Source organism: Thermithiobacillus tepidarius DSM 3134, assembly GCF_000423825.1.
Lineage (GTDB): Bacteria > Pseudomonadota > Gammaproteobacteria > Acidithiobacillales > Thermithiobacillaceae > Thermithiobacillus > Thermithiobacillus tepidarius.
In genome coordinates, this window is sequence record NZ_AUIS01000006.1 from 115311 (window position 1) to 135310 (window position 20000).

The 20000-nt window shown below is 68.4% G+C and carries 22 protein-coding genes; 8 read left to right on the forward strand and 14 right to left on the reverse strand.

Annotation, left to right across the window (positions count from 1 at the left end; translation table 11 throughout):
- Position 1 precedes the first annotated feature (1 nt).
- From folC to G579_RS15800, 11 genes are all read right to left on the reverse strand, one after another.
- Positions 2 to 1333 (reverse strand): bifunctional tetrahydrofolate synthase/dihydrofolate synthase, encoded by a 1332-nt coding sequence (folC, locus tag G579_RS0104255; RefSeq protein WP_051180823.1) that lies wholly within the window; start codon positions 1331 to 1333, stop codon positions 2 to 4.
- Positions 1333 to 2217, reverse strand: coding sequence for an acetyl-CoA carboxylase, carboxyltransferase subunit beta (gene accD, locus G579_RS0104260; protein WP_028989185.1), 885 nt, complete (start codon positions 2215 to 2217; stop codon positions 1333 to 1335). Before accD ends, folC begins: the two co-directional genes overlap by 1 nt.
- Complete coding sequence (gene trpA / locus G579_RS0104265) at positions 2214 to 3041, reverse strand: tryptophan synthase subunit alpha (RefSeq protein ID WP_028989186.1); 828 nt, start codon at positions 3039 to 3041, stop codon at positions 2214 to 2216. The genes accD and trpA overlap by 4 nt, the downstream gene beginning before the upstream one ends.
- Positions 3038 to 4240, reverse strand: a complete 1203-nt coding sequence (gene trpB / locus G579_RS0104270) for a tryptophan synthase subunit beta (RefSeq protein ID WP_028989187.1) — start codon at positions 4238 to 4240, stop codon at positions 3038 to 3040. Before trpB ends, trpA begins: the two co-directional genes overlap by 4 nt.
- Positions 4241 to 4291: 51 nt before the next feature.
- A complete protein-coding gene (locus G579_RS0104275; RefSeq protein WP_028989188.1) occupies positions 4292 to 4918 on the reverse strand; it encodes a phosphoribosylanthranilate isomerase in 627 nt (208 codons plus the stop codon).
- Between the two features lie 112 nt (positions 4919 to 5030).
- Positions 5031 to 5804, reverse strand: coding sequence for a tRNA pseudouridine(38-40) synthase TruA (gene truA, locus G579_RS0104280; RefSeq protein WP_028989189.1), 774 nt, complete (start codon positions 5802 to 5804; stop codon positions 5031 to 5033).
- Positions 5805 to 5806: 2 nt separating this feature from the next.
- A complete protein-coding gene (locus tag G579_RS18975) occupies positions 5807 to 6490 on the reverse strand; it encodes a hypothetical protein (RefSeq protein WP_155989739.1) in 684 nt (227 codons plus the stop codon).
- Positions 6491 to 6674: 184 nt separating this feature from the next.
- The gene (locus G579_RS0104290; RefSeq protein WP_081662576.1) at positions 6675 to 9080 is read right to left on the reverse strand and encodes a FimV/HubP family polar landmark protein; all 2406 of its coding nucleotides are present in this window, start codon (positions 9078 to 9080) and stop codon (positions 6675 to 6677) included.
- A 148-nt stretch (positions 9081 to 9228) separates the two neighbouring features.
- The gene (locus tag G579_RS0104295) at positions 9229 to 10251 is read right to left on the reverse strand and encodes an aspartate-semialdehyde dehydrogenase (protein ID WP_028989191.1); all 1023 of its coding nucleotides are present in this window, start codon (positions 10249 to 10251) and stop codon (positions 9229 to 9231) included.
- A 63-nt stretch (positions 10252 to 10314) separates the two neighbouring features.
- Complete coding sequence (gene leuB / locus G579_RS0104300; protein ID WP_028989192.1) at positions 10315 to 11406, reverse strand: 3-isopropylmalate dehydrogenase; 1092 nt, start codon at positions 11404 to 11406, stop codon at positions 10315 to 10317.
- 107 nt (positions 11407 to 11513) lie between these two features.
- Positions 11514 to 12077: a hypothetical protein gene (locus tag G579_RS15800; protein ID WP_230973788.1), complete on the reverse strand. Its 564-nt coding sequence runs from the start codon at positions 12075 to 12077 to the stop codon at positions 11514 to 11516.
- A 157-nt stretch (positions 12078 to 12234) separates the two neighbouring features.
- Here G579_RS15800 and G579_RS0104310 point away from each other — a divergent pair, with 157 nt between their 5' ends.
- From G579_RS0104310 to queG, 7 genes are all read left to right on the forward strand, one after another.
- Positions 12235 to 12441 (forward strand): ChaB family protein, encoded by a 207-nt coding sequence (locus G579_RS0104310; protein ID WP_028989193.1) that lies wholly within the window; start codon positions 12235 to 12237, stop codon positions 12439 to 12441.
- A gap of 327 nt (positions 12442 to 12768) precedes the next feature.
- On the forward strand, positions 12769 to 12975 hold the full coding sequence (locus G579_RS0104315) for a cold-shock protein (RefSeq protein WP_028989194.1): 207 nt from the start codon (positions 12769 to 12771) through the stop codon (positions 12973 to 12975).
- A 253-nt stretch (positions 12976 to 13228) separates the two neighbouring features.
- Positions 13229 to 13807, forward strand: coding sequence for a molybdenum cofactor guanylyltransferase MobA (mobA, locus tag G579_RS0104320; protein ID WP_028989195.1), 579 nt, complete (start codon positions 13229 to 13231; stop codon positions 13805 to 13807).
- Complete coding sequence (mobB, locus tag G579_RS0104325) at positions 13804 to 14307, forward strand: molybdopterin-guanine dinucleotide biosynthesis protein B (protein WP_028989196.1); 504 nt, start codon at positions 13804 to 13806, stop codon at positions 14305 to 14307. Before mobA ends, mobB begins: the two co-directional genes overlap by 4 nt.
- On the forward strand, positions 14304 to 15548 hold the full coding sequence (moeA, locus tag G579_RS0104330; RefSeq protein ID WP_028989197.1) for a molybdopterin molybdotransferase MoeA: 1245 nt from the start codon (positions 14304 to 14306) through the stop codon (positions 15546 to 15548). The genes mobB and moeA overlap by 4 nt, the downstream gene beginning before the upstream one ends.
- A 75-nt stretch (positions 15549 to 15623) precedes the next feature.
- The gene (locus tag G579_RS15805; RefSeq protein ID WP_051180825.1) at positions 15624 to 16352 is read left to right on the forward strand and encodes a DUF2249 domain-containing protein; all 729 of its coding nucleotides are present in this window, start codon (positions 15624 to 15626) and stop codon (positions 16350 to 16352) included.
- Positions 16353 to 16378: 26 nt separating this feature from the next.
- Positions 16379 to 17464 (forward strand): tRNA epoxyqueuosine(34) reductase QueG, encoded by a 1086-nt coding sequence (gene queG, locus G579_RS0104340; protein WP_028989198.1) that lies wholly within the window; start codon positions 16379 to 16381, stop codon positions 17462 to 17464.
- Positions 17465 to 17470: 6 nt separating this feature from the next.
- Here queG and G579_RS0104345 read toward each other — a convergent pair whose 3' ends face one another.
- Positions 17471 to 18073 carry a GTP-binding protein gene (locus G579_RS0104345; protein WP_051180828.1) on the reverse strand — a complete coding sequence of 201 codons (603 nt, stop codon included), beginning with the start codon at positions 18071 to 18073 and terminating at the stop codon, positions 17471 to 17473.
- Between the two features lie 124 nt (positions 18074 to 18197).
- On the opposite strand from G579_RS0104345, the gene G579_RS0104350 reads away from it, so the two are divergent.
- Positions 18198 to 18782, forward strand: coding sequence for a macro domain-containing protein (locus G579_RS0104350; protein ID WP_028989200.1), 585 nt, complete (start codon positions 18198 to 18200; stop codon positions 18780 to 18782).
- A gap of 296 nt (positions 18783 to 19078) precedes the next feature.
- On the opposite strand, the gene sixA is transcribed toward G579_RS0104350, so the two are convergent.
- Complete coding sequence (gene sixA / locus G579_RS0104355) at positions 19079 to 19561, reverse strand: phosphohistidine phosphatase SixA (RefSeq protein WP_028989201.1); 483 nt, start codon at positions 19559 to 19561, stop codon at positions 19079 to 19081.
- Positions 19561 to 19959: a hypothetical protein gene (locus tag G579_RS18980; RefSeq protein ID WP_051180830.1), complete on the reverse strand. Its 399-nt coding sequence runs from the start codon at positions 19957 to 19959 to the stop codon at positions 19561 to 19563. The genes sixA and G579_RS18980 overlap by 1 nt, the downstream gene beginning before the upstream one ends.
- Between the last annotated feature and the right edge of the window lie 41 nt (positions 19960 to 20000).

Here is a 20000-nt window from a genome sequence, read left to right on the forward strand (position 1 = left end):
GTCACTCCTCCAGGAAACTCCGCATGGCAACCGCTTCCGGCAGGGCCGCCACGGTGTGAAACGATCCGAATACCAGCACAAGATCTTCCGGCCCGGCGCTGGCATCGGCGGCTTGCAGCGCCTCCATCACGCCGGCATGGGCGCTCACCCGCTGCGCACCCAGGTCCTCGAGCACCCCGGCCAGGGTGCCCGCATCGGTGCCGCGCGGCCCCGGCAGGCTGGCGCAGAACCAGGCCGTCACCTCGTCCAGCAGGGGCCGCAGCGTCGCTCGATGATCCTTGTCGGCCAGCATGCCCACCACCGCCAGCACCCGTCCCCGGGTGCCGCATTCGCGCAGGCCGGCCGCCAATGCCCGCGCCGCGTCCGGGTTGTGGGCCACGTCCAGCAGCCAGGCCGGTCCCTGATCCCGTTGCGGCGGCAGCAGCTGAAAGCGGCCCGGCACGCGGGCCCGACGCAGGCCCTCCCGCAGTGCCGCCTCGGGCAGCGGCGGCAGCACCCGCTGCGCGCGCAGGGCGGCGATGCTGGCCGCCGCGTTGTGGAGCTGATGCCCGCCGCGCAGGCTGGGCATGGGCAGCCCGCGCAGCACGCCGTCCGGTCCGAGCCAATCCCAGCGCGCCGCGTCGATGGGCGCGGCCCGGAAGTCCCGCCCCGCCTGCCACAGCGGCACTCCCAACCTGGCCGCCTCCGCCCCGATGACGGCGGGCGGGTCGAGATCGGCGCAGACCGCCGGCACGCCCGGCCGGAAGATGCCGGCCTTCTCGCGGGCGATGCTCTCGCGGTCGGGCCCGAGCCAGGCGCTGTGGTCCACGTCCAGGCGCATGATCAGGCTCAGGTCCGGCGTGAAGGCGTTCACCGCATCCAGCCGCCCGCCCAGGCCCACCTCCAGCACGGCCACCTCCACCCGCGCCTGCAGAAAGGCATGCACCGCCGCCAGGGTGCCGAATTCGAAGTAGGTCAGCGGCACCTCGCGACGGCCGGCTTCCACCGCCTCGAAGGCGGCCACCAGGACTTCGTCGGCTGCCGGCCGGCCGCCGATGCGCACCCGCTCGTTGTAACGCCACAGGTGCGGGCTGGTGTACGCGCCCACCCGCAGCCCGGCAGCCGCCAGGATGGCTTCCAGATAGGCGACGGCCGAGCCCTTGCCATTGGTGCCCGCCACCAGGATGGTCGGCATGGGCAGGCGCGCCGGCAGCGCCATGGCCGCCATCACCGTCCGCACGCGCTCCAGCCCGAGCTCGATGCGCTCGGGCTGCAACGCCTCCAGGCGGGCCAGCCAGGCAGCCAAAGGCCCAGCGGCGCCGCCCGGCGGCGACACGGAGGCAGCAGGGTCCATCAGGCGTTGGAAACGTGCTGGTGGGTCATGGTCGCCAGCAGGCTGGCAATGGTGTCGCGCATCTGGCGCCGGTCCACGATCATGTCGATGGCGCCGTGCTCCAGGAGGTACTCGGAACGCTGGAAGCCCTCGGGCAGCTTTTCCCGAATGGTCTGCTCGATCACCCGCGGGCCGGCGAAGCCGATGAGCGCCTTGGGCTCGGCGATCTGGATGTCGCCCAGCATGGCCAGACTGGCGGACACGCCGCCCATGGTCGGATCGGTCAGCACGGAAATGTAGGGCACGCCCGCCTTGGCCAGGCGCTCCAGCACCGCGGAGGTCTTGGCCATCTGCATGAGCGACAGCAGCGCCTCCTGCATGCGGGCGCCGCCGCTGGCGCTGAAGCAGACCAGGGGAATGCGGTATTCGAGGGCGGTTTCGGCCGCCTTGACGAAACGCGCGCCGACCACCGATCCCATGCTGCCGCCCATGAAGCCGAATTCGAAGGCGGCTGCCACCACGGGCACCCCCTTCACCTGGCCGCGCATGGCCACCAGGGCGTCGCGCTCGCCCGTGCTGTTCTGGGCGGCGGTCAGGCGGTCCTTGTATTTTTTCTGGTCACGAAAGCGCAGCGGATCCACGGGCACGTAGTTGGCCCCCAGTTCCAGGCGCGGCTCCGGGTCGAGGAAAAGATCCAGGCGGCGACGCGCGCCGATGCGGTGGTGGTGATCGCACTTGGGGCAGACCTCCAGGTTTTCCTCCAACTCGGTGCGGTACAGCACGCTCTGGCAGGTCGGGCACTTGGACCACAGCCCTTCCGGCACGGCGCGCTTGCTTTCCTTTTCCTCGCCCGCGGCCTTTTCCTTCTTGATCTTGGGCGGCAACAGCTTCTCGAACCAGCTCATACGGACTCCTGCAACGGCTCGCGCGCACCATGCACGGCGGCGGCCAGCCCCTTGACCAGGGCGCTCGCCCGGCGCACCGCGTCGTTGGCATCCCGGGCGGCGGCGATTTCCTTCACCACGGCGCTGCCCACCACCACGGCGTCGGCCATGCGGGCCACGGCGGCGGCGGTTTCGGCATCCTGGATGCCGAAACCCACGCCCACCGGCAGCGTCGTTTGACGGCGCACCGCCTCCAGCTTGGCCGCGACGGCGGCGGTGTCCAGGCCGCCCGCCCCGGTCACGCCGCGCATCGAGACATAATAGACGAAGCCGCTGGCCTGCTGCGCCACCAGTTGGATGCGCTCCTCGCTGCTGGTGGGCGCCAGCAGGAAAATGGGATCGATGTCGCGCTGGCGCAGCTCGCGCACCAGGTCATCCGCCTCTTCCGGCGGCAGGTCCACGGTGATCACGCCGTCCACGCCCGCCTGCGCGGCGGCTTCGGCGAAGGCGGCGTAGCCCATCACCTCGACCGGATTGAGATAGCCCATCAGCACCACGGGCGTGTCCTGGTCGCCCTGGCGGAAGGCCGCCACGGCGCCCAGCACCTGGCGCAGGTTGACGTGGTGGCGCAGGGCGCGCTCGTTGGCCTGCTGGATGGTGGGACCGTCCGCCATGGGATCGGAAAAGGGCACGCCCACCTCGATGATGTCGGCGCCGGCGGCCGCCAACGCCTGGAGCATGGGGACCGTCACGCCCGGCTCCGGATCGCCGGCGGTGAAAAACGGGATCATGGCGGCGCGGCGGCTCGCCCGCAGCCGGTCGAAAGTGTGCTTCAGGCGGCTCATTGCTTGTGCTTCTCCATGTATTCGGCGACCGTGTGGATGTCCTTGTCGCCGCGTCCGGACAGGCTCACCACGATGCTCTGCTCGGGCCGCAGAGTGGGCGCCAGCTGGAAGGCGTAGGCCAGGGCATGGGCCGTCTCCAGGGCGGGCATGATGCCCTCGGTGCGGGTCAGCAGGTGGAAGGCCGCCAGCGCCTCCTCGTCGGTCATGGCCACGTACTCGGCGCGGCCGATGTCCTTCAGGTAGGCATGCTCCGGCCCGACGCCGGGATAGTCCAGGCCGGCGGAGATGGAGTGGGTCTCGATGATCTGCCCGTCGGCGTCCTCCATGAGATAGGTGCGGTTGCCGTGCAGCACGCCCGGGCGCCCGGCGGTCAAGGGCGCGGCGTGCCTGCCCGAAGCCACGCCGCTGCCCGCCGCCTCTACGCCCACCAGGCGCACGCCCTCATCCTCGATGAAGGGATAAAAGAGGCCGATGGCATTGCTGCCGCCGCCCACGCAGGCCACGCACACGTCCGGCAGACGGCCGGTCTGCTCCACGCACTGGGCCCGCGCCTCCTCGCCGATCACCTTGTGGAAGTCGCGCACCATCATGGGATAGGGATGGGGACCGGCGACGGTGCCGATGATGTAGAAGGTGTCGTCCACGTTGGTGACCCAGTCGCGCATGGCCTCGTTCAGGGCATCCTTGAGGGTGCGCGAGCCGCTCGACACCGGCCGCACCTCGGCGCCCAGGAGGCGCATGCGGAACACGTTGATGGACTGGCGGCGCACGTCCTCCTCGCCCATGTAGACCACGCACTCCATGCCGTAGCGCGCGGCCACGGTGGCGGTGGCCACGCCGTGCTGGCCGGCGCCGGTCTCGGCGATGACGCGCCGCTTGCCCATGCGCCGCGCCAGCAGCGCCTGGCCCACCGTGTTGTTGATCTTGTGGGCACCGGTGTGGTTGAGATCCTCGCGCTTCAGGTAGATCTGCGCGCCGCCCAGTTGCCGCGACAGGCGCGCGGCGTGGTAGAGCGGGTTGGGCCGACCCACGAACTGGGCCAGATCCGCCTTCAATTCCGCCTGGAAGGCCGGATCCACCTGCGCCGCCGCATAGGCGCGGGTCAGCTCCTGCAGGGGCGCCATCAGGGTTTCCGCCGCGAATACGCCGCCGTAGGGGCCGAAATGGCCGCGGGCATCGGGCATATCGTATTTGGACATTACGCTTTCCTCAGCACTTGCTACGAATTCCGTGCCGCCACACGGCGGCTCTCAAACGTCTTCCGCGGCGCGACGCGCATTGGCCACGAAGGCCTGGATCAGCGCGGCATCCTTGATGCCCGGCGCCGCCTCCACCCCGCTGCTCACGTCCAGGGCATAGGGCCGCACCCGGCGCACCGCCTCGGCCACATTGCCCGGATGCAGTCCGCCGGCCAGCACGAGCGGGCGGGCCAGTCCACCCGGGATCAAGGACCAGTCGAAGGTCAGGCCCGTGCCGCCCGCGGCCGCCGGCGCGTAGGCGTCCAGGAGCAGTCCGCGCGCATCGTGATAGGCTCGCGCCAGCGCCTCGAGGTCCAGCGGCCCGCGCATGCGGATGGCCTTGATGTAGGGCCGTCCGAAAGCGCCACAGTAGGCCGGCGCCTCGTCGCCGTGGAACTGCAGCAGGTCCAGCGGGCAACGGGCCAGCACCCCGGCCACCGCCTCCGGCGCGGTGTCCACGAAAAGCCCGACGCTGGTCACGAAAGGCGGCAACGCCTCCAGGATCGCGCACGCCTGCGCCACGCTCACGGCCCGCGGGCTGGCCGGGTGGAACACCAGGCCGATGGCGTCCGCCCCCGCCGCCGCGGCCGCCCGCGCGTCCTCGGGCCGGGTAATCCCGCAAATTTTCACACGAATCATAGGGGTAAGCCAGCAATGCGTCACGAGTGACGAGTATAAACGCAAACTGCGCAAAATCTGCCAACAATTTCGCCAAAAGCGTGGAAGCGCCCTTCCCTGCTTTGCCCGCCACTCACCACGGTTCCGCCGGCTGGCACGGCAATCCGAAATGCGCCGGGTAGGTCACGCCGGTCAAATACAGGCCCTCCGGCGGGGCGGTAACGCCGGCCAGGCGCCGGTCCCGGCCTTCCAGCACCTCGCGGGCCCAGGCGGGCGGCTGCTTGCCGCTGCCCACGGCGATCAGGACGCCGGCCAGGTTGCGCACCATGTGATGCAGAAAGGCGTTGGCCTCGGCATCGATGGCCAGCAGCTCGCCCTGGCGGCGCACCTGCAGGCGGCGCAGTTCGCGCACGGGGTGCTTGGCCTGGCAGGCGCTGGCGCGGAAGGCGGAGAAATCGTGGCGGCCGATGAGCAGCTCCGCCGCCGCCTGCATGCGCGCCTCGTCCAGCGGCGGGTACACCCAGCTCACGAAGTGGCGACGCACGGCGGGACGCTGGGGGCGGTTCAGGATGAGATAGCGGTAGGCGCGGCCGGTGGCGGAAAAACGGGCATGAAAGTCCTCGGACACCGGCATGGCCCAGCGCAGGCTCACCGCCTTGGGCAGATTGGCGTTGGCGCCCATCACCCAGGCATGGACACTGCGTTGCGCCCCGGTATCGAAATGCGCCACCTGTCCCAGGCCGTGCACGCCCGTGTCGGTGCGCCCCGCCACCACCACCTCAATGGGCGCGTCGGCGACGCGGGACAGGGCCTCCTCCACCGCCGCCTGCACGCTCGGCTGGCCGTGCTGGCGCTGCCAGCCGCAGAAGGCCGATCCGTCGTATTCCACCCCTATCGCTATGCGCATCACTATCCGAGATTCCAATAAGCCAGCGTCAACGCCAGCAGCACTGCCATCAGAAAAAGCCGGTCCCGCCACCGCCACGCCGGCAAGGGCGACAGCGGCAGCGCGGACGCCGGCGCCGGCGCCTGCTCCGCCTCCTGGAACAAGCGCAACAACACCTCCGCCCGCAGGCGCAGCCCTTCCCCCCAGCTCCGCGGCGGCGCGGCCTGCAAGAGTTCCATGCGCAGGACGCGCGCACGCTCGCCGACCTGCTCCACCGCCTGCAGGGTGAGCGACAGGCGCCGGCCGAGGCGATCCGCGGGAAAACCCAAGGCCGCAAGGGGCCGCAGCATGGCCGTAATGGCCGCAGCCATCGCGGATGGGCTGACGTCCTGCATCAGCCAGACGGCCCAGGTCACCATGATCAGGAGCATGGCCGCGCGCTGCAGGCCGTTTTCCAGCCCGATGCTGCTGGGTGAGAGTTCGCCGAGGAGCGGCCAGGCCGCCTCTCCGGGCGTCAGGTAGCCGTGCAGCAGGACGATGGACAGCAGCAGCCAGCGCACGCGCCGCAGGGCCCGGCCCAGGGACGCCAGCTGCGGCACGTCGCACAGCAGAAGCAGCAACGTCACCAATGCCGCGCCCGGCAACAGCGGCCGCAGGCTCAGCGCCAGCCCTAGGCTGACGGCGATGACCGCCAGCAGTTTGGCCATGGGATGCAACGGTCGCATCCAGGTGCAGCGCATGATCAACAGATCCACCGGGCGGCAGGGAATTTATCGGAACAAGGGCGCATTTGCACGCGCGACCCAATAAAAAAGAGTGCCCGCCGTGGCACGGGGGCACTCCGCGAATGTATGCGAAATCAACGAAAATATAAAGGGCGGCCTTGCTCTGTCAGCCCAGAGCCGCCAGGAGCTCCTGGGCCTCGGCGCGAAGGCGGCCATCGCCCTGCTGGGCCACCTCCTCCAGCAGCTCCTTGGCGGATTCGCTGTCGCCCATGTCGACGTAGGCCTTGGCCAGGTCCAGCTTGGTACCCAGCATGTCCCACTCCATGGCGGAAGCCTGGTCCTCCTGCGGGGCATCCGCAGGCGCACTCTCCGTCGCCGTCGCGGCGGAAAACGCACTGAAGTCGAAGGACACCACGTTGTCCGCGGCCGCGGCCGGGGCGACCGCTTCAGGCGCCTCCTCCAAGGCCCGGAACTCCTTGTCCAGGGCGGCGAAGACCTCATCCCGCAACGCTTCGTTGTCCTGCTCCAGGGTGAAGTCCAGATCCATGCCTTCGGGCGCCGAAGCAAGCTCCGGCTGCTCCAGCGCCGCGGCCGGCAGCTCCGGGGCGGCCTCTTCCGCCGCCGGCTCGGGGCTGGTCACGGCCCGCCCGCCGCTGGCGAAGCTGCCATCGAAGGAGAGACCGCCGAAATCGAAGTCCATGAGATTGGACTCCTCTTCCGCTTTTTGCGGCTGAGCACCATCCAGGGACAAATCCAGCATGGGCTCTGCCGTTTCCAGCGCGGCGGCAGCCTGCGGCGCTGCAGTTTCCACGGCAGCGGTATCGGCCGCCTCATCCTGGAAGAGCGGATTGTCGGGGAAGAGCATCATGCCCTGGGCGGCCACGGCGCGCCAAGCGGCGTTGTCCTTGCCGAAACGGCCGCGCATGCGTTCGGCCAAGTCGAGATAATCGTCCATCTTGCCCTGCTGGGCATAGAGATCGAGCAGCTTGACGTAGATCTCCTTGCGGCTGGCCTGGCTGGTGAGGGCAGCCTCCAGCACCTCCTGGGCCTGCTGCACCCGGCCGTAGGTGAGATAGAGGTCTGCTTGATCCAACACGTCGACCTCGGCCGCTTCCGGGACCGGGGCTGGCTTGGCGGCGGGCGCTGCCGGGCTCGAGGCAGCCGGCGCGAAGGCTGCGCTCTCGCGGGCCGGCGCCGGGGTGGACGCGACGGTGATCGGCTGCACGGTATCCATGGACGCGGGCTCGGCCCGGGCACGCAGCAATCCCTCGTCCTCCATGGTTCGCAGCATGGCCTGGGTCAGGGCGACGTCCTCATTGGTCCGACGCACGCGCAGGAGCAGCCAGACCACCAGAAGCAAGGCCAGGGCATTGCTGCCCAGCATGAGCAGCATCAGGGGATTCTTGAGCAGCGAACTTTGCACCGAAGCGGCCATGGCATCGGCGCTCTGATTCTGAAGCTCCAGCAGCATCCGTTGCTGCTCCTGCACCTGCTTGCTCAGACTGGCCATGGACTTGGCCAGCAGCTCGCTTTCCTTCTTGTTGGCCAGATTGGCTTCCTGGAGGGATTGGAGCTGCTCGGTCAGCTCGGGGCTGGCGGCATTCGCCTGCGCATGGGAAGCAGCCGGCGCGGTGATGTACAGGGCGGGCTTGTCGGCGGCCGACGGGTGGCTCGGCGCCGCCGGCTGCATCCGGGCTTGGGAAGACGGCGCAGACTTGGCGGCGGCCGGCAACGGCTGCGCCCTGGCGCCATTTGGCTGGGCCGCCTGCTTGGCCTGGGCATTGGCGGCTGCCCCTGGCGACTGCACCCGGTTGCTCAGAATGCGCCCCGCCTCGGCCTCGCTGATGGCCGCCACCACGCTGCGCGGCGGCGCCGTCAGCACCGCGCCAGGCTTCAGGCTGTCCGGGTTGCCGGCGTTGAAGGCGCCCGGATTGCTCTGGTACAGGGCGGCCATGACCCGGCTGATGCTGAGGCTGCTGTCGCCACGCATGCGCGCGGCGATGCGGTAGAGATTGTCCTTGGCCGTTATCGGGCCGTAGGCGGGCACCCGCGCCCAGCTTTGCGCGGGCGTGGCGGGCGCCACCGCCGGCCGGTTGCCGCGCGGCGCGGCCGCCGGCGCCGGTTGCGGCACGAAGACGGGTGTGGATGCTGCGGGCAGGCTCACCACGGCGGGCCGATGGCCCTCGGGCGCATCCACGGCCGCCACGTATTCCTTGACCAGCTTGCCCCCGCCCCACTCCAGTTCCAGCAGGAAGCGCAGGGTGCCCTCCTGCAGCGGCCGGCTGCTGCTGACCAGCACCATGGGGGTGGGGCCGGGCTTGATGCGGAGATTCAGGGCATCGAGGCTGGCGGTACGGGGAATGCCGACGATTTCGAAGGCGGACGGCGATGCCAGATGCACCTGCAGGTCCGCCATCTGGTCCGGATTGACGGACCGCAAGGGAATCTGGGCACGAAAGGGCTCGCCAGGCCTCGACAGTACGCTGATATCGCCCAGGCCGAGAGCCCAGCCAGCCATCGGAGCCATGGCGCCCAGGCCCAGCAGGGCTCCTCCCAACCACTTCTTACGCATGCCGCCTCCAAATGATGGTGTGTTCCGAGGGCTTGGGATCGCCGCGCGGCGCCGAGACGAGGCCCTCCATCTTCTTATAGTTATCCCATATAGTCGCTGGCCCGGCGCAACGCAAGCAATGCCAAGGACGGAAATCGCGCAGGCTTGCTTACAAGTAGTCGCGGATCAGGATTTCGGCAATCTGGATGCTGTTCAAGGCCGCGCCCTTGCGCACGTTGTCGGCCACCACCCAGAGATTGATGCCGCGCTCGTGGGAGACATCCTCGCGAATGCGGCCCACGTAGACGGGATCGGCATTGGCGGCCTCGATGGCCGTCGGATAGCCGCCCGGCTTGCGCTCGTCCATGACCTGCACGCCCGGCGCCGCGGCCAGGAGTTCGCGCACCTGCTCGGCCGTCAGCTTCTTTTGGGTGACGATGTTGACCGCCTCGGAATGACCGTAGAAAACCGGCACGCGCACGCAGGTGGCGGTCAGATGGATGCCGGGATCCTCCATGATCTTCTGGGTCTCCCAGGTCATCTTCATCTCTTCCTTGGTATAGCCGTTGTCCTGGAAGACATCGATCTGCGGCAGGCAGTTGAAGGCGATGCGCTTTGGGTAGACCTTTGCCTCCACGGGCTTTTGATTGAAGATCGCCACGGTCTGGCTGGCCAGCTCCTCAATGGCCGCCTTGCCGGTGCCGGAGACGGCCTGGTAGGTGGCGACCACCACCCGCTCGATCCGGGCGGCGTCGTGGATAGGCTTCAACGCCAGCAGCATCTGGATGGTGGAGCAGTTGGGGTTGGCGATGATGCCGCGATTCGTGTACCGGGCGACGGCATGGGCGTTGACCTCGGGCACCACCAGCGGGATGTCGGGTTCATAGCGGAAGTGGGCAGTGTTGTCGATCACCACGCAGCCGGCGGCGGCCGCCTTGGGCGCGTACTCGGCGCTCACCGAGCCGCCGGCGGAGAAGAGTCCGATGTCCGCCTGGGACCAGTCGAAGTCGGCGGCGTTGCCGACGGTGTAATGCTTGCCCTTGAACTGGATCTTGCTGCCGGCGGAGCGCTCGCTGCCCAACGGATACAGCTCGCCCACGGGGAAGTCGCGGGATTCGAGGATGGACAGCATGGTTTCGCCGACGGCGCCGGTGGCGCCCAGGACGGCAACGTTGTATGCGGACTTCTTCACGATATGCTCCTCAAAGCAAATGGATGCATGCTGCAGCGAGGCGGAAGCTCGACTCCCGTCCCATTACCCCTGGCCGCCTTGGCGCAGGGCGGCCAGAATGGCGTCGCCCATTTCCGCGGTGCCGACCTTGCGCGTACCCTCCGCGTAAATGTCCGGCGTGCGCAGGCCCTGGTCCAGCACCCGGCTGACCGCCGCCTCGATGCGCTCCGCCCAGACCGGCTCGTTCAGGGAATAGCGCAGCATCATGGCGGCGGACAGGATGGTGGCGATGGGATTGGCGATGCCCTGGCCGGCGATGTCCGGGGCGGAGCCGTGGATGGGCTCGTACATGCCGTATTTGTCGCCCAGCGAGGCCGATGGCAGCATGCCGATGGAGCCGGTGAGCTGGCTGGCCTCGTCGGACAGGATGTCGCCGAAGATGTTGCCGGTCACGATCACGTCGAACTGGCGCGGCCAGCGGATGAGCTGCATGGCGGCGTTGTCCACGTACATGTGGCTCAGTTCCACGTCCGGGTAATCGCGGCGGCCGATCTCGGTGACCACCTCGCGCCACAGCTCGGTGGTCTCCAGCACGTTGGCCTTGTCCACGGAGCAGACCTTCTTCTGACGGCCGCGCGCCGCCTTGAAGGCCACGTGGGCGATGCGCGCGATCTCCGCCTCGGAGTACACCATCGTGTTGTAGCCGCGCCGGCTGCCGTCGGGAAGCCGCTCCACCCCGCGCGGCTCACCGAAATAGATGTCGCCGGTGAGCTCGCGCACCACCAGGATGTCGATGCCGGACACCAGCTCGGGCTTCAGGGGCGAGGCGGCCACCAATTGCGGATAGACCGTGGCCGGACGCAGGTTGGCGAAGAGATCGAGCCGCTTGCGCAGGCCCAGCAGGCCGCGCTCGGGACGCACGGCGTGCGGCAGCGGCTCCCACTTGGGCCCGCCCACGGCGCCCAGCAGCACGGCGTCGGCGTTGAGCGCCAGCTGCAGGGTGCTGTCCGGCAGCGGCACGCCGGTGGCGTCGATGGCCGCGCCGCCCACGGGCGCTTCCGCCATGCTGATGTCCAGGCCCTGCTCGTCGCGCAAATAGGCCAGCACCTTGACCGCCTCGGCCACGATCTCGGGGCCGATGCCGTCGCCGGGCAACACTGCGATTTTCTTGCTCATGGATCTCGTTCCAGTCAGGAGATGAAGCGGGCGCCGCGCCCGCCGGGGCGATCAAAACCAGCAAGCATAACCCAAATGCCCGCAAGCGAAAACAGCGGCGCCGCCGCTCAGGCCCGCTCGTCCAGGATCACGCGCACGTAGTATTTGGCGGCTCGGCCGGGATGGGGATTTTCCGGCAGTGCCTCGAAGGGATAGCCGCCCGGCCCGAGGCCGTGGAGGTCCGCTTCCACGATGGCCTGCTCCTCCGGACTGGCCGCCGCGCCCGCCGGCAGGTGGAAGCGGATGCCGCGCGCGCGCGCTCGCCGGCGGGCCGAATCGATGTACATCTGCCGGGTGATCTCGCCGTGCATCACGCCCAGGAAGCGCAGCAGGGCGTCCGGATCGACCGCCGCGCCGGCAAGCGGGCCGCCCGGGGCGAGCAGCTTGTGCAAAGTGCCGCGCGGCAGATCCGCCAGGAAGTCCGGATGGCGCAGCGCCTGCAGCAGCAACGAGCGCAAGCCCGCATCGTCCGGCAAGCCGCCAAAGCCATGGTAGTGGCGCAGGAACTGCGCCTCGGGCAGGGGCAGCTCATCCACCCGCTCCTCGGGCGGAATGCCCGCTTCCAGCACCAGCCCCTTGCGGGGGGAGGCGGATGCTTTGGCGGGCTTTTTCTTGAACCAGTCTTTGAACATGGCAGGCCGTGGGACGCGGATATGCGGCAAAAACCTCATTTTATCGGCTTTCGCCCGCCGTGTCTGCCTGGCCGCGGGCATCCGACCTTGGCTACATGCCGCCGGCCGGCTCAAGGCATGAAATGAACCCATCCGATGCAATGGCCAGGAGGAGCACATGCCTTACCGCAGCACGACGGACCTGCCGGACCGGGTCAAAAGCCACCTGCCCGCCCACGCCCAGGAGATTTACATGAAGGCCTTCAACCACGCCTGGGAGGAATACGCCCACAAGGAAGACCGGGAGGCCACGGCCCATCGGGTCGCCTGGTCGGCGGTGGAGAAGGCGTACAGGAAGGCGGGGGAACGCTGGGTGCCAAAGTAGGCGACGGACGCCGATCCGCTCATCGCCCCTGCCCCGCCCCCACCCAACTCCGACCTTGGACACATGCCACGGCCTGCGGACGGTAGTTAAATGGGCTCTGCACGGCATCGGCTGAAGGGAAATGGCTCTGATCCTGCGATACTGCGATGCTTGCTTTGTTTGAGGTCGTGTTCCATAATGGCGATGCAGGATTTTCAGGCAATGATTTGGCTCGTTCGTTGTAACCCTTCTACAGGTACTTCAGTTCGTCAGCTCCTCTTCCTTGATTCTCGTGCAAGCGGGCTTTCGCCCTATTTTTCAACATTCTCATATTAGGGTGCTTTAAACATGGCAACTGGTACTGTCAAGTGGTTCAACGAATCCAAGGGCTTCGGCTTCATCACCCCCGATGACGGCGGTGAGGACCTGTTCGCGCATTTCTCCGCCATCCAGGCACAGGGCTTCAAAACCCTCCGTGAAGGCCAGAAGGTATCCTTCGACGTCACCACGGGGCCCAAGGGCAAACAGGCTTCGAACATTCGCCCCCTGGACTGAAGGCTCCAGGACGCGAAAACAGAAAGCCCGGCTACGCCGGGCTTTTTGCATTTCAGGACTGGCGCACGCCCTTTCAACCACCCCCAACCCGGTCGAGCCGGCACATTGTAAAAATGCCCCGTCCGCCGCCCAGGTTGCGCGCACCGGCCGTTGCACCAGGCCGCCAGCCGCTCACCTCGCCATTCCCGAGCACGGTCCCGCCAGGCTGCGGCTGGTGCTGGAGAAGCCGGCACCGGCACGCTAGAATGCTTCCATGCCAGACGATGCCCATTCCCCGCCCCGCCCCATCACCGGCCTGATCCTGGCCGGCGGCGCGGGTCGGCGGATGGGGGGGCAGGACAAGGGGTGGCTGCCATGGCATGGCATGCCGCTGGTTCACCATGCCGTGGCATGCCTGCAGGATCAGGTGACGGAACTGCTGATCAGCGCCAACCGCCATCTGGGGGATTACGCCGCCCTCGGCTTTCCGGTGCTCGCCGACGAGACTCCCGACTACGGCGGTCCGCTCATGGGACTGCGGCAAGGTCTGGCGGCGGCCCGGCAACCCTGGCTGCTGAGCGTGCCGGTGGACGCACCCCGGCTGCCCGATGACTTGGTGCCGCGCCTGTGGGCACAGCACGAGGCGGCGCCCCTGGTGCTGGCACGCACGCCGGGCGGGCCGCAGCCGGTGGTCTGCCTGTGCCGCCGGGACCTGCTGCCCCATCTGGAAAGCTACCTGGCCGCCGGCGGCCGCCAGGTGCAGGGCTGGTACCGGGACCTGCCCCACGTCTGGGTCGACTTTGACGAGGACGCCTTCTTCAACTGTAATTATCCCGAGGATTTGCAAGCGTGATCGTACTGGGCATCGCCGGCTTCAGCGGCAGCGGCAAGACCACCCTGCTGACCCGGGTCATCCCCCTGCTGGTGCAGCGCGGCGTGCGCATCGCAGTGATCAAGCATGCCCATCATGATTTCGACGCGGACACGCCCGGCAAGGACAGCTACCGCCTGCGCCACGCGGGCGCGAGCCAGACGCTGGTGGCTTCGCACCGGCGCTGGGCGCTCTTCACCGAGTTGCCCGAGCCGCAGGAGCCGGCGCTCGAGGTGCTGCTGGCTCAGCTCGATCCGGCGCGCAGCGACCTCGTGTTGGTGGAGGGCATGCGCCACGGGGGACATGCGAAGCTTGAGGTGCACCGCCCCGCGCTGGGCCACCGCCTGCTGGCGGCAGAGGACGACTGGATCGTCGCGGTGGCCAGCGACGCGCCGGTGGCCAGCGGGCGCCCGCGCCTGGATCTCAACGACATCCCCGCCGTGGCCGATTTCATTTACCGTTTTTGGGAAGGACAACGATGAGCAAAGCGCCGAGCTGCTGTGATGATTTCGATCCGCAAGCCCAGACCGTGGACAGCGCCCTGGCCCGCATCCTGGAGGCGCTGACGCCCGTCGCGGGCCGCGAGCAGGTGCCGCTGCTGGGCGCCTACGACCGGGTGCTGGCCGCGGATCTGCTCTCGCCCGTGGACGTGCCGGCCTGGGCCAACTCGGCCATGGACGGCTATGCCTTGCGCGCGGTCGACGGCGACGCCCCGCGCCGGGTGGTCGGCACGAGCTTGGCTGGTCACCCCTTCGCGGGCATGGTGGATGCCGGCGAATGCGTGCGCATCATGACCGGCGCGCCCATGCCCGCAGGCGCCGACACGGTGGTGATGCAGGAGCACGTGACCCGCGACGGCGATCAGGTCCGGCTGAGCGGCGCGCCCAAGGCGGGCGACAATGTCCGTCATGCGGGCGAGGACTTGCGCCATGGCAGCTTGGCGGTGCCCGCCGGCACCCTGCTGCGGCCGGCCACGGTCGGCGTGCTCGCCTCGCTCGGGATCGGCGAAATCAGCGTTTACCGCCGCCTGCGAGTGGCTTTCTTCTCCACCGGCGACGAACTGCAGCCGGTAGGCGCGCCGCTCGCCCCCGGCCAGATCTACGACAGCAACCGCTATACCCTGCACGGCATGCTGCGCCGCCTGGGTGCCCAACCGCTGGATCTGGGGCGCGTGCCGGATGACCCCGCCGCCCTGGAGCAGGCGCTGCGGGAGGCGAGCAGCATGGCGGACGTGGTGATCACGAGCGGCGGCGTGTCCGTGGGCGAGGCGGACTTCGTCAAGGACCTGCTGGAACGCCTGGGCCGGGTCAATTTCTGGAAAATCAACATGAAGCCGGGCCGGCCGCTGGCCTTCGGCGAGATCAACGGCGCCACCTTCTTCGGGCTGCCGGGCAACCCGGTCTCGGTGATGGCCACCTTCTATCAATTCGTGCGCCCGGCCCTGCTCAAGCGCATGGGCATGGCGCAGGTGGAGCCGCTGCCGCTTTTGCGGGTGCGCTGCCTGGACACGCTGAAAAAGCGCCCCGGCCGCGTGGAGTTCCAGCGTGGCCGTCTGCAACGCGATGCGAACGGCGAATGGGTGGTGCGCAGCACCGGCAGCCAGGGCTCGCACGTGCTGAGCTCCATGAGCAGCGCCAACTGCTTCATCGTCCTGCCGCAGGAAAGCCCGGGAGTGGAAGCGGGCGGCGTGGTGGAAGTGCAGCTCTGGGAGGGGCTGGTGTAGCGGCACGCCGCCAGCGCCCTGCACAGAACGACAACCGGCGCTCAGCGCGCCCCCTGTTTGAGCCAAAGGACCCGCATGCAACTCATCGGCACTTTCGATCTCCGCAGCGAACCCAGCGCCACCCGGCAGACCCGCCTCTATTACCTGGCGGAGGATCTGCAGCCCGGCCAGTATTTCGAAATCCAGACCGACGACGATCCCGGCATCATCATGGAAAGTGTGGCGCTGCAGCTGCGCCACAAAATCATCTGGGAGATCCTGTCGGCCGCGCCGGGCGACTGGCGGATCAAGGTGCAGCACCGCGACGATGCCGAAAGTCTGAGCCTCACCGATTTCCTGCGCCAGGCCCAGGAGCGCCTCGACCGCACCCTGGCCAAGGCCATGCACGCCTGCAACGAGGGCCGGGTGGAACTGGCCCCGCCCTTCGTGCGCGAATACGACCAGGGCTTTCGCCGCTTCATGCACCTGGAATCCCGCTTCCTGCCCCAGCAGATCCCCCTGCCCGACGATCCGCGCATCCGTGACGCCGTCAGCGGCATCCTGGCCGAATATCCCAGGCTCCTGGAGGACTTCCTGGCGGTCGAAGCCGCCTTCGAGGAGGATAGCCTGCCGGAAGCCTGGGAAGTCGCACCCTTTTTCAGCCTGCTCTCCGGCGCACTGGCCAAGCACGAGGCGCGCAAGGAAAAATTCCTGTATCCGGTGTGGGAATCCATGCTGAACCGGCCTGAGAACGCGGCACTCAAGGCGCAGCTGGTGGAGCGCTGCAAGGAGATCCTGGCCGGCGCGGAGGACGCCCGGCAGTAACGCAGACGCCCCATGGGGGTGCCGCCATGCATACGATCGATCCATCCGCCTACGCCACCATGGACCTCCTCCGCCTCGCGCGCGACATCAAGGCCTGGGCCCGGGAGCTCGGCTTCCAGGCCGCTGCCATCAGCGACACGGAACTCGGGGAGGCGGAAGCCCGCCTGCTGGACTGGCTCGCCAAGGGCTATCACGGCGAAATGGATTACATGGCCCGGCACGGCGCCAAGCGCGCCCGGCCCGCCGAACTGCAACCGGGCACCCTGCGCGTCATCTCCGTGCGCATGAACTACCGCCCGCCCCATGCCCGGGACGGCTGGGAAGTGCTGGCGGACGGCAGCCGGGCCCACATCGCCCGCTATGCCCTCGGCCGCGACTACCACAAGGTGCTGCGCCGGCGCCTGCAGCAGCTTGCCGACCGCATCCAGGACGCCGTCGGGCCCTTCAGCTATCGCGTCTTCACCGACAGCGCGCCGGTGATGGAGGTGGAGCTGGCGCAGAAGGCGGGGCTCGGCTGGCGCGGCAAGCACACCCTGCTCTTGAGCCGCGAGGCCGGCTCCTGGTTCTTCCTCGGCGAGCTCTTCACGGACCTGCCGCTGCCCGTCGACCCGCCGGACGGGAGCTACTGCGGCTCCTGCCAAGCCTGCTTGGACATCTGTCCCACCCAGGCCATCGTGGCGCCCTTTGAGCTCGATGCCCGGCGCTGCATCTCCTATCTCACCATCGAGCACCCGGGCGCCATCCCGGAAGCCTTTCGCCCGCTCATCGGCAACCGGGTCTACGGCTGCGACGATTGTCAGCTCGCCTGCCCCTGGAACAAGTTCGCCCAGGACACGGGCGAGGCGGATTTCCGGGTGCGCCATGGCCTGGACGACGTCAGCCTTGTCGAGCTCTTCGCCTGGAGCGAGGAAGAATTCCACCGCAAGCTCGCCGGCAACGCCATTCACCGCATCGGCTACGAGCGCTGGCTGCGCAACTTGGCGGTGGGGCTGGGCAATGCGCCCGCTGGTCCCGAGGTGATCGGCGCCCTGGCGGCGCGGGCTGCGCACCCTTCGGCGCTCGTGCGCGAGCACGTGGCCTGGGCGCTGGCGCGCCAGCGGCGCCGCACCTAGGCCCGCTCAGGCGCCGGCGGCGACCTGGAGCAGGCGGGGATCGACGGCCCGCAACAGGGTGAGAATCAGCCGTTTGACGTGAATGGGATTGCGCACGTCCACCGTTTCCGCGCGCAGGGGCTGGCCGTGCGCCCGGACGCAGTCCCGGATGCCCTGCACCTGATCGAAGCCATGGCCGTCGGACTTGTTGATGCCGACGATGGTCGGCACGGGGCCGACGAGCGCGTGGAAACGGTCGAGAAAAAAGCGCAAATCCGCTTGCGGGTCCGGGCGGGTGGCGTCCACCAGCAGCACCAATCCCGTGCAATGCTGGCTCAGGATCTCCCACATGAAGGAAAAGCGCTCCTGGCCGGGTGCGGCGTAGAGGTCCACCTTGGCGCCCGAGTTCAGGACGAAGTAGCCGTAGTCCAGCGCCACCGTGGTGCTTTCCTTGAAATAGCGGATGTCCAACTCCGAGCTGCGGGCTTCGGTGCTGACCGGTGGAATGCTGCTGAAAGCCTTGATCGCGGTGGTCTTGCCCGCTCCCGGACTGCCGACCAGCAACAGCTTGGGACGCTTGCGTGGCGACTGCGGCGCTGCGAGCACAGCCTCGCCGGCCGAGAAATGCATGCGTTTACAACCCTTTCTTATTCAGCGTGGGATTCACGGACTATAGTTCTATAGTTCGCGCCGGCGGACTTGTCAAAATGAGCGGGTGCGCGGGAGATCCGCAGGCGACGAAGAGGAGCTTGGCATGAGCACGCTCAGGGCGGAACACCACACCGACGCCGGCCAGGCCATCCAGGTCCGGCAGGGGGATCTGACCCGGGAAACGGTCGATGCCGTCGTCAACGCCGCCAATGCCCATCTGGCCCACGGTGGCGGGGTGGCGGCGGCGATCGTGCGGGCCGGCGGCCAGGCAATCCAGGACGAGAGCGACCGCTGGGTGGCGGAGAACGGGCCGGTGCCGACCGGCCAGGTGGCGGTCACCGGGGCCGGCGCCCTGCCCGCCCGCCATGTCATCCATGCGGTCGGCCCGATCTGGGAAGGCGGCGACGCCGATGAGGACACCCTGCTGCACTCGGCGGTCTGGCAAAGCCTCCTCAAGGCCCACGCGCTGCGGCTCGCCAGCATCGCCCTGCCGGCCATCAGCAGCGGCATCTTCGGCTTCCCGAAGGCGCGCTGCGCGGCGATCCTGATCGGGACTGCCCTCGAGTTTTGCGAACGGAATCCGGACAGTCCCTTGCGCCAAATCCGCTTCGTGCTGCGCGATGCGGAAAGCGTCAGCCTCTTCGAAGCTCAGCTGCGCCGGCAAGGCAGCTCCAGGCCCGCCGAGTAGTCTGCTCCATCTTTCGGCCGCAGGCACAGGCATCGTCCTGGAAGAGCATGGACACTGGGACATGCAGAAACAGGAGGTTTTTATGTCAGGGAAAGACCAGGAAGTGCGCCACGGCGAACTATCGGCCCCTGCCGCAGATGCCCGGACGGACGAGCCCGATCATCCCCGGGGCTGGGGCGCGTGCTCCGTTTCCGGCTGTCCATGCAGCGGCTTTGTGCAGACCTGGGGCTCGGAACTCTGCAACAACTGCGGCCACAAGTACACCGACCACTGGTAGGCACGGATGCCGCAGCGACTCAGCCTCCCAAGCGCGCGAGCACGTCCGGATGCGCAAACCAGCGCAGCTTGCCCTCCTGGGGCTTGTCCGCCCTGACCTCCAGTCCCGCCACGGCGGCGGGCTTCATGGGCAGGACCACGCCGGCCATACGCGCCACCCAATGGCTCAGGTGCGGCTCATGGCCGACGATGAGCAGTTGCGCATCCTCGTCCAAGGCCGACCAGGCGCGCACCAGGCCGCTGAAGTCGCCGGCCGGGATGAGTTCGTTCAAGTCCACGGTCACGTCGCCCAATGCTTCGGCGACGAGTTCGGCCGTTTGCCGGGCGCGCGGCAACGGGCTGGACCAAATGCGCAGGTGCTGGGCGCCCAGCAGGCAACGCGCCAAGCCCCGGGCCGCCGCCTTCACCTTCTGGCGCCCCTCGGCGGTGAGTTCGCGCTCGAAGTCCGAGGGCCGGCTGGCGGGGTCCTCCGCCTTGCCGTGGCGCATGAAGATGATTTCCATCAGGGTTTTCCTCCGCCTGCGGTGTCGTGACGCGGCAAGCCCAGCCAGGGCGCACGCCACGACAGAGGCAAAACGCGCGCCAGGATCGCCACCAGCGCCAGCCCGATCAGCGCCGCCATCCATTCGTCGATGACGAACTTAAGTCCCAACTGGCGCGACCAGGCACCCACCTCGGCGGCGGCCAGGGCGCCGCCCAAAAGCAGCATGACCGGCCGCCAGATGAAGGGACCGGCCTCGGGCCGCCAGCGGGCCAGCGCCCCGAGCAGCACCACCGCCCAAACGCCATACTCCGCCATGCGCAGCCAGACCGGCGGCTGCGGCATGGCCAGCGCCAGATTGAGGACAACGATGACGAGATACACGAGCAAGGCCGCCACGCCCCATGGGCCGAACTTCATGCTGCTTCTCCTTCTATGCGGGCAAAGGCGGCTATTCTACA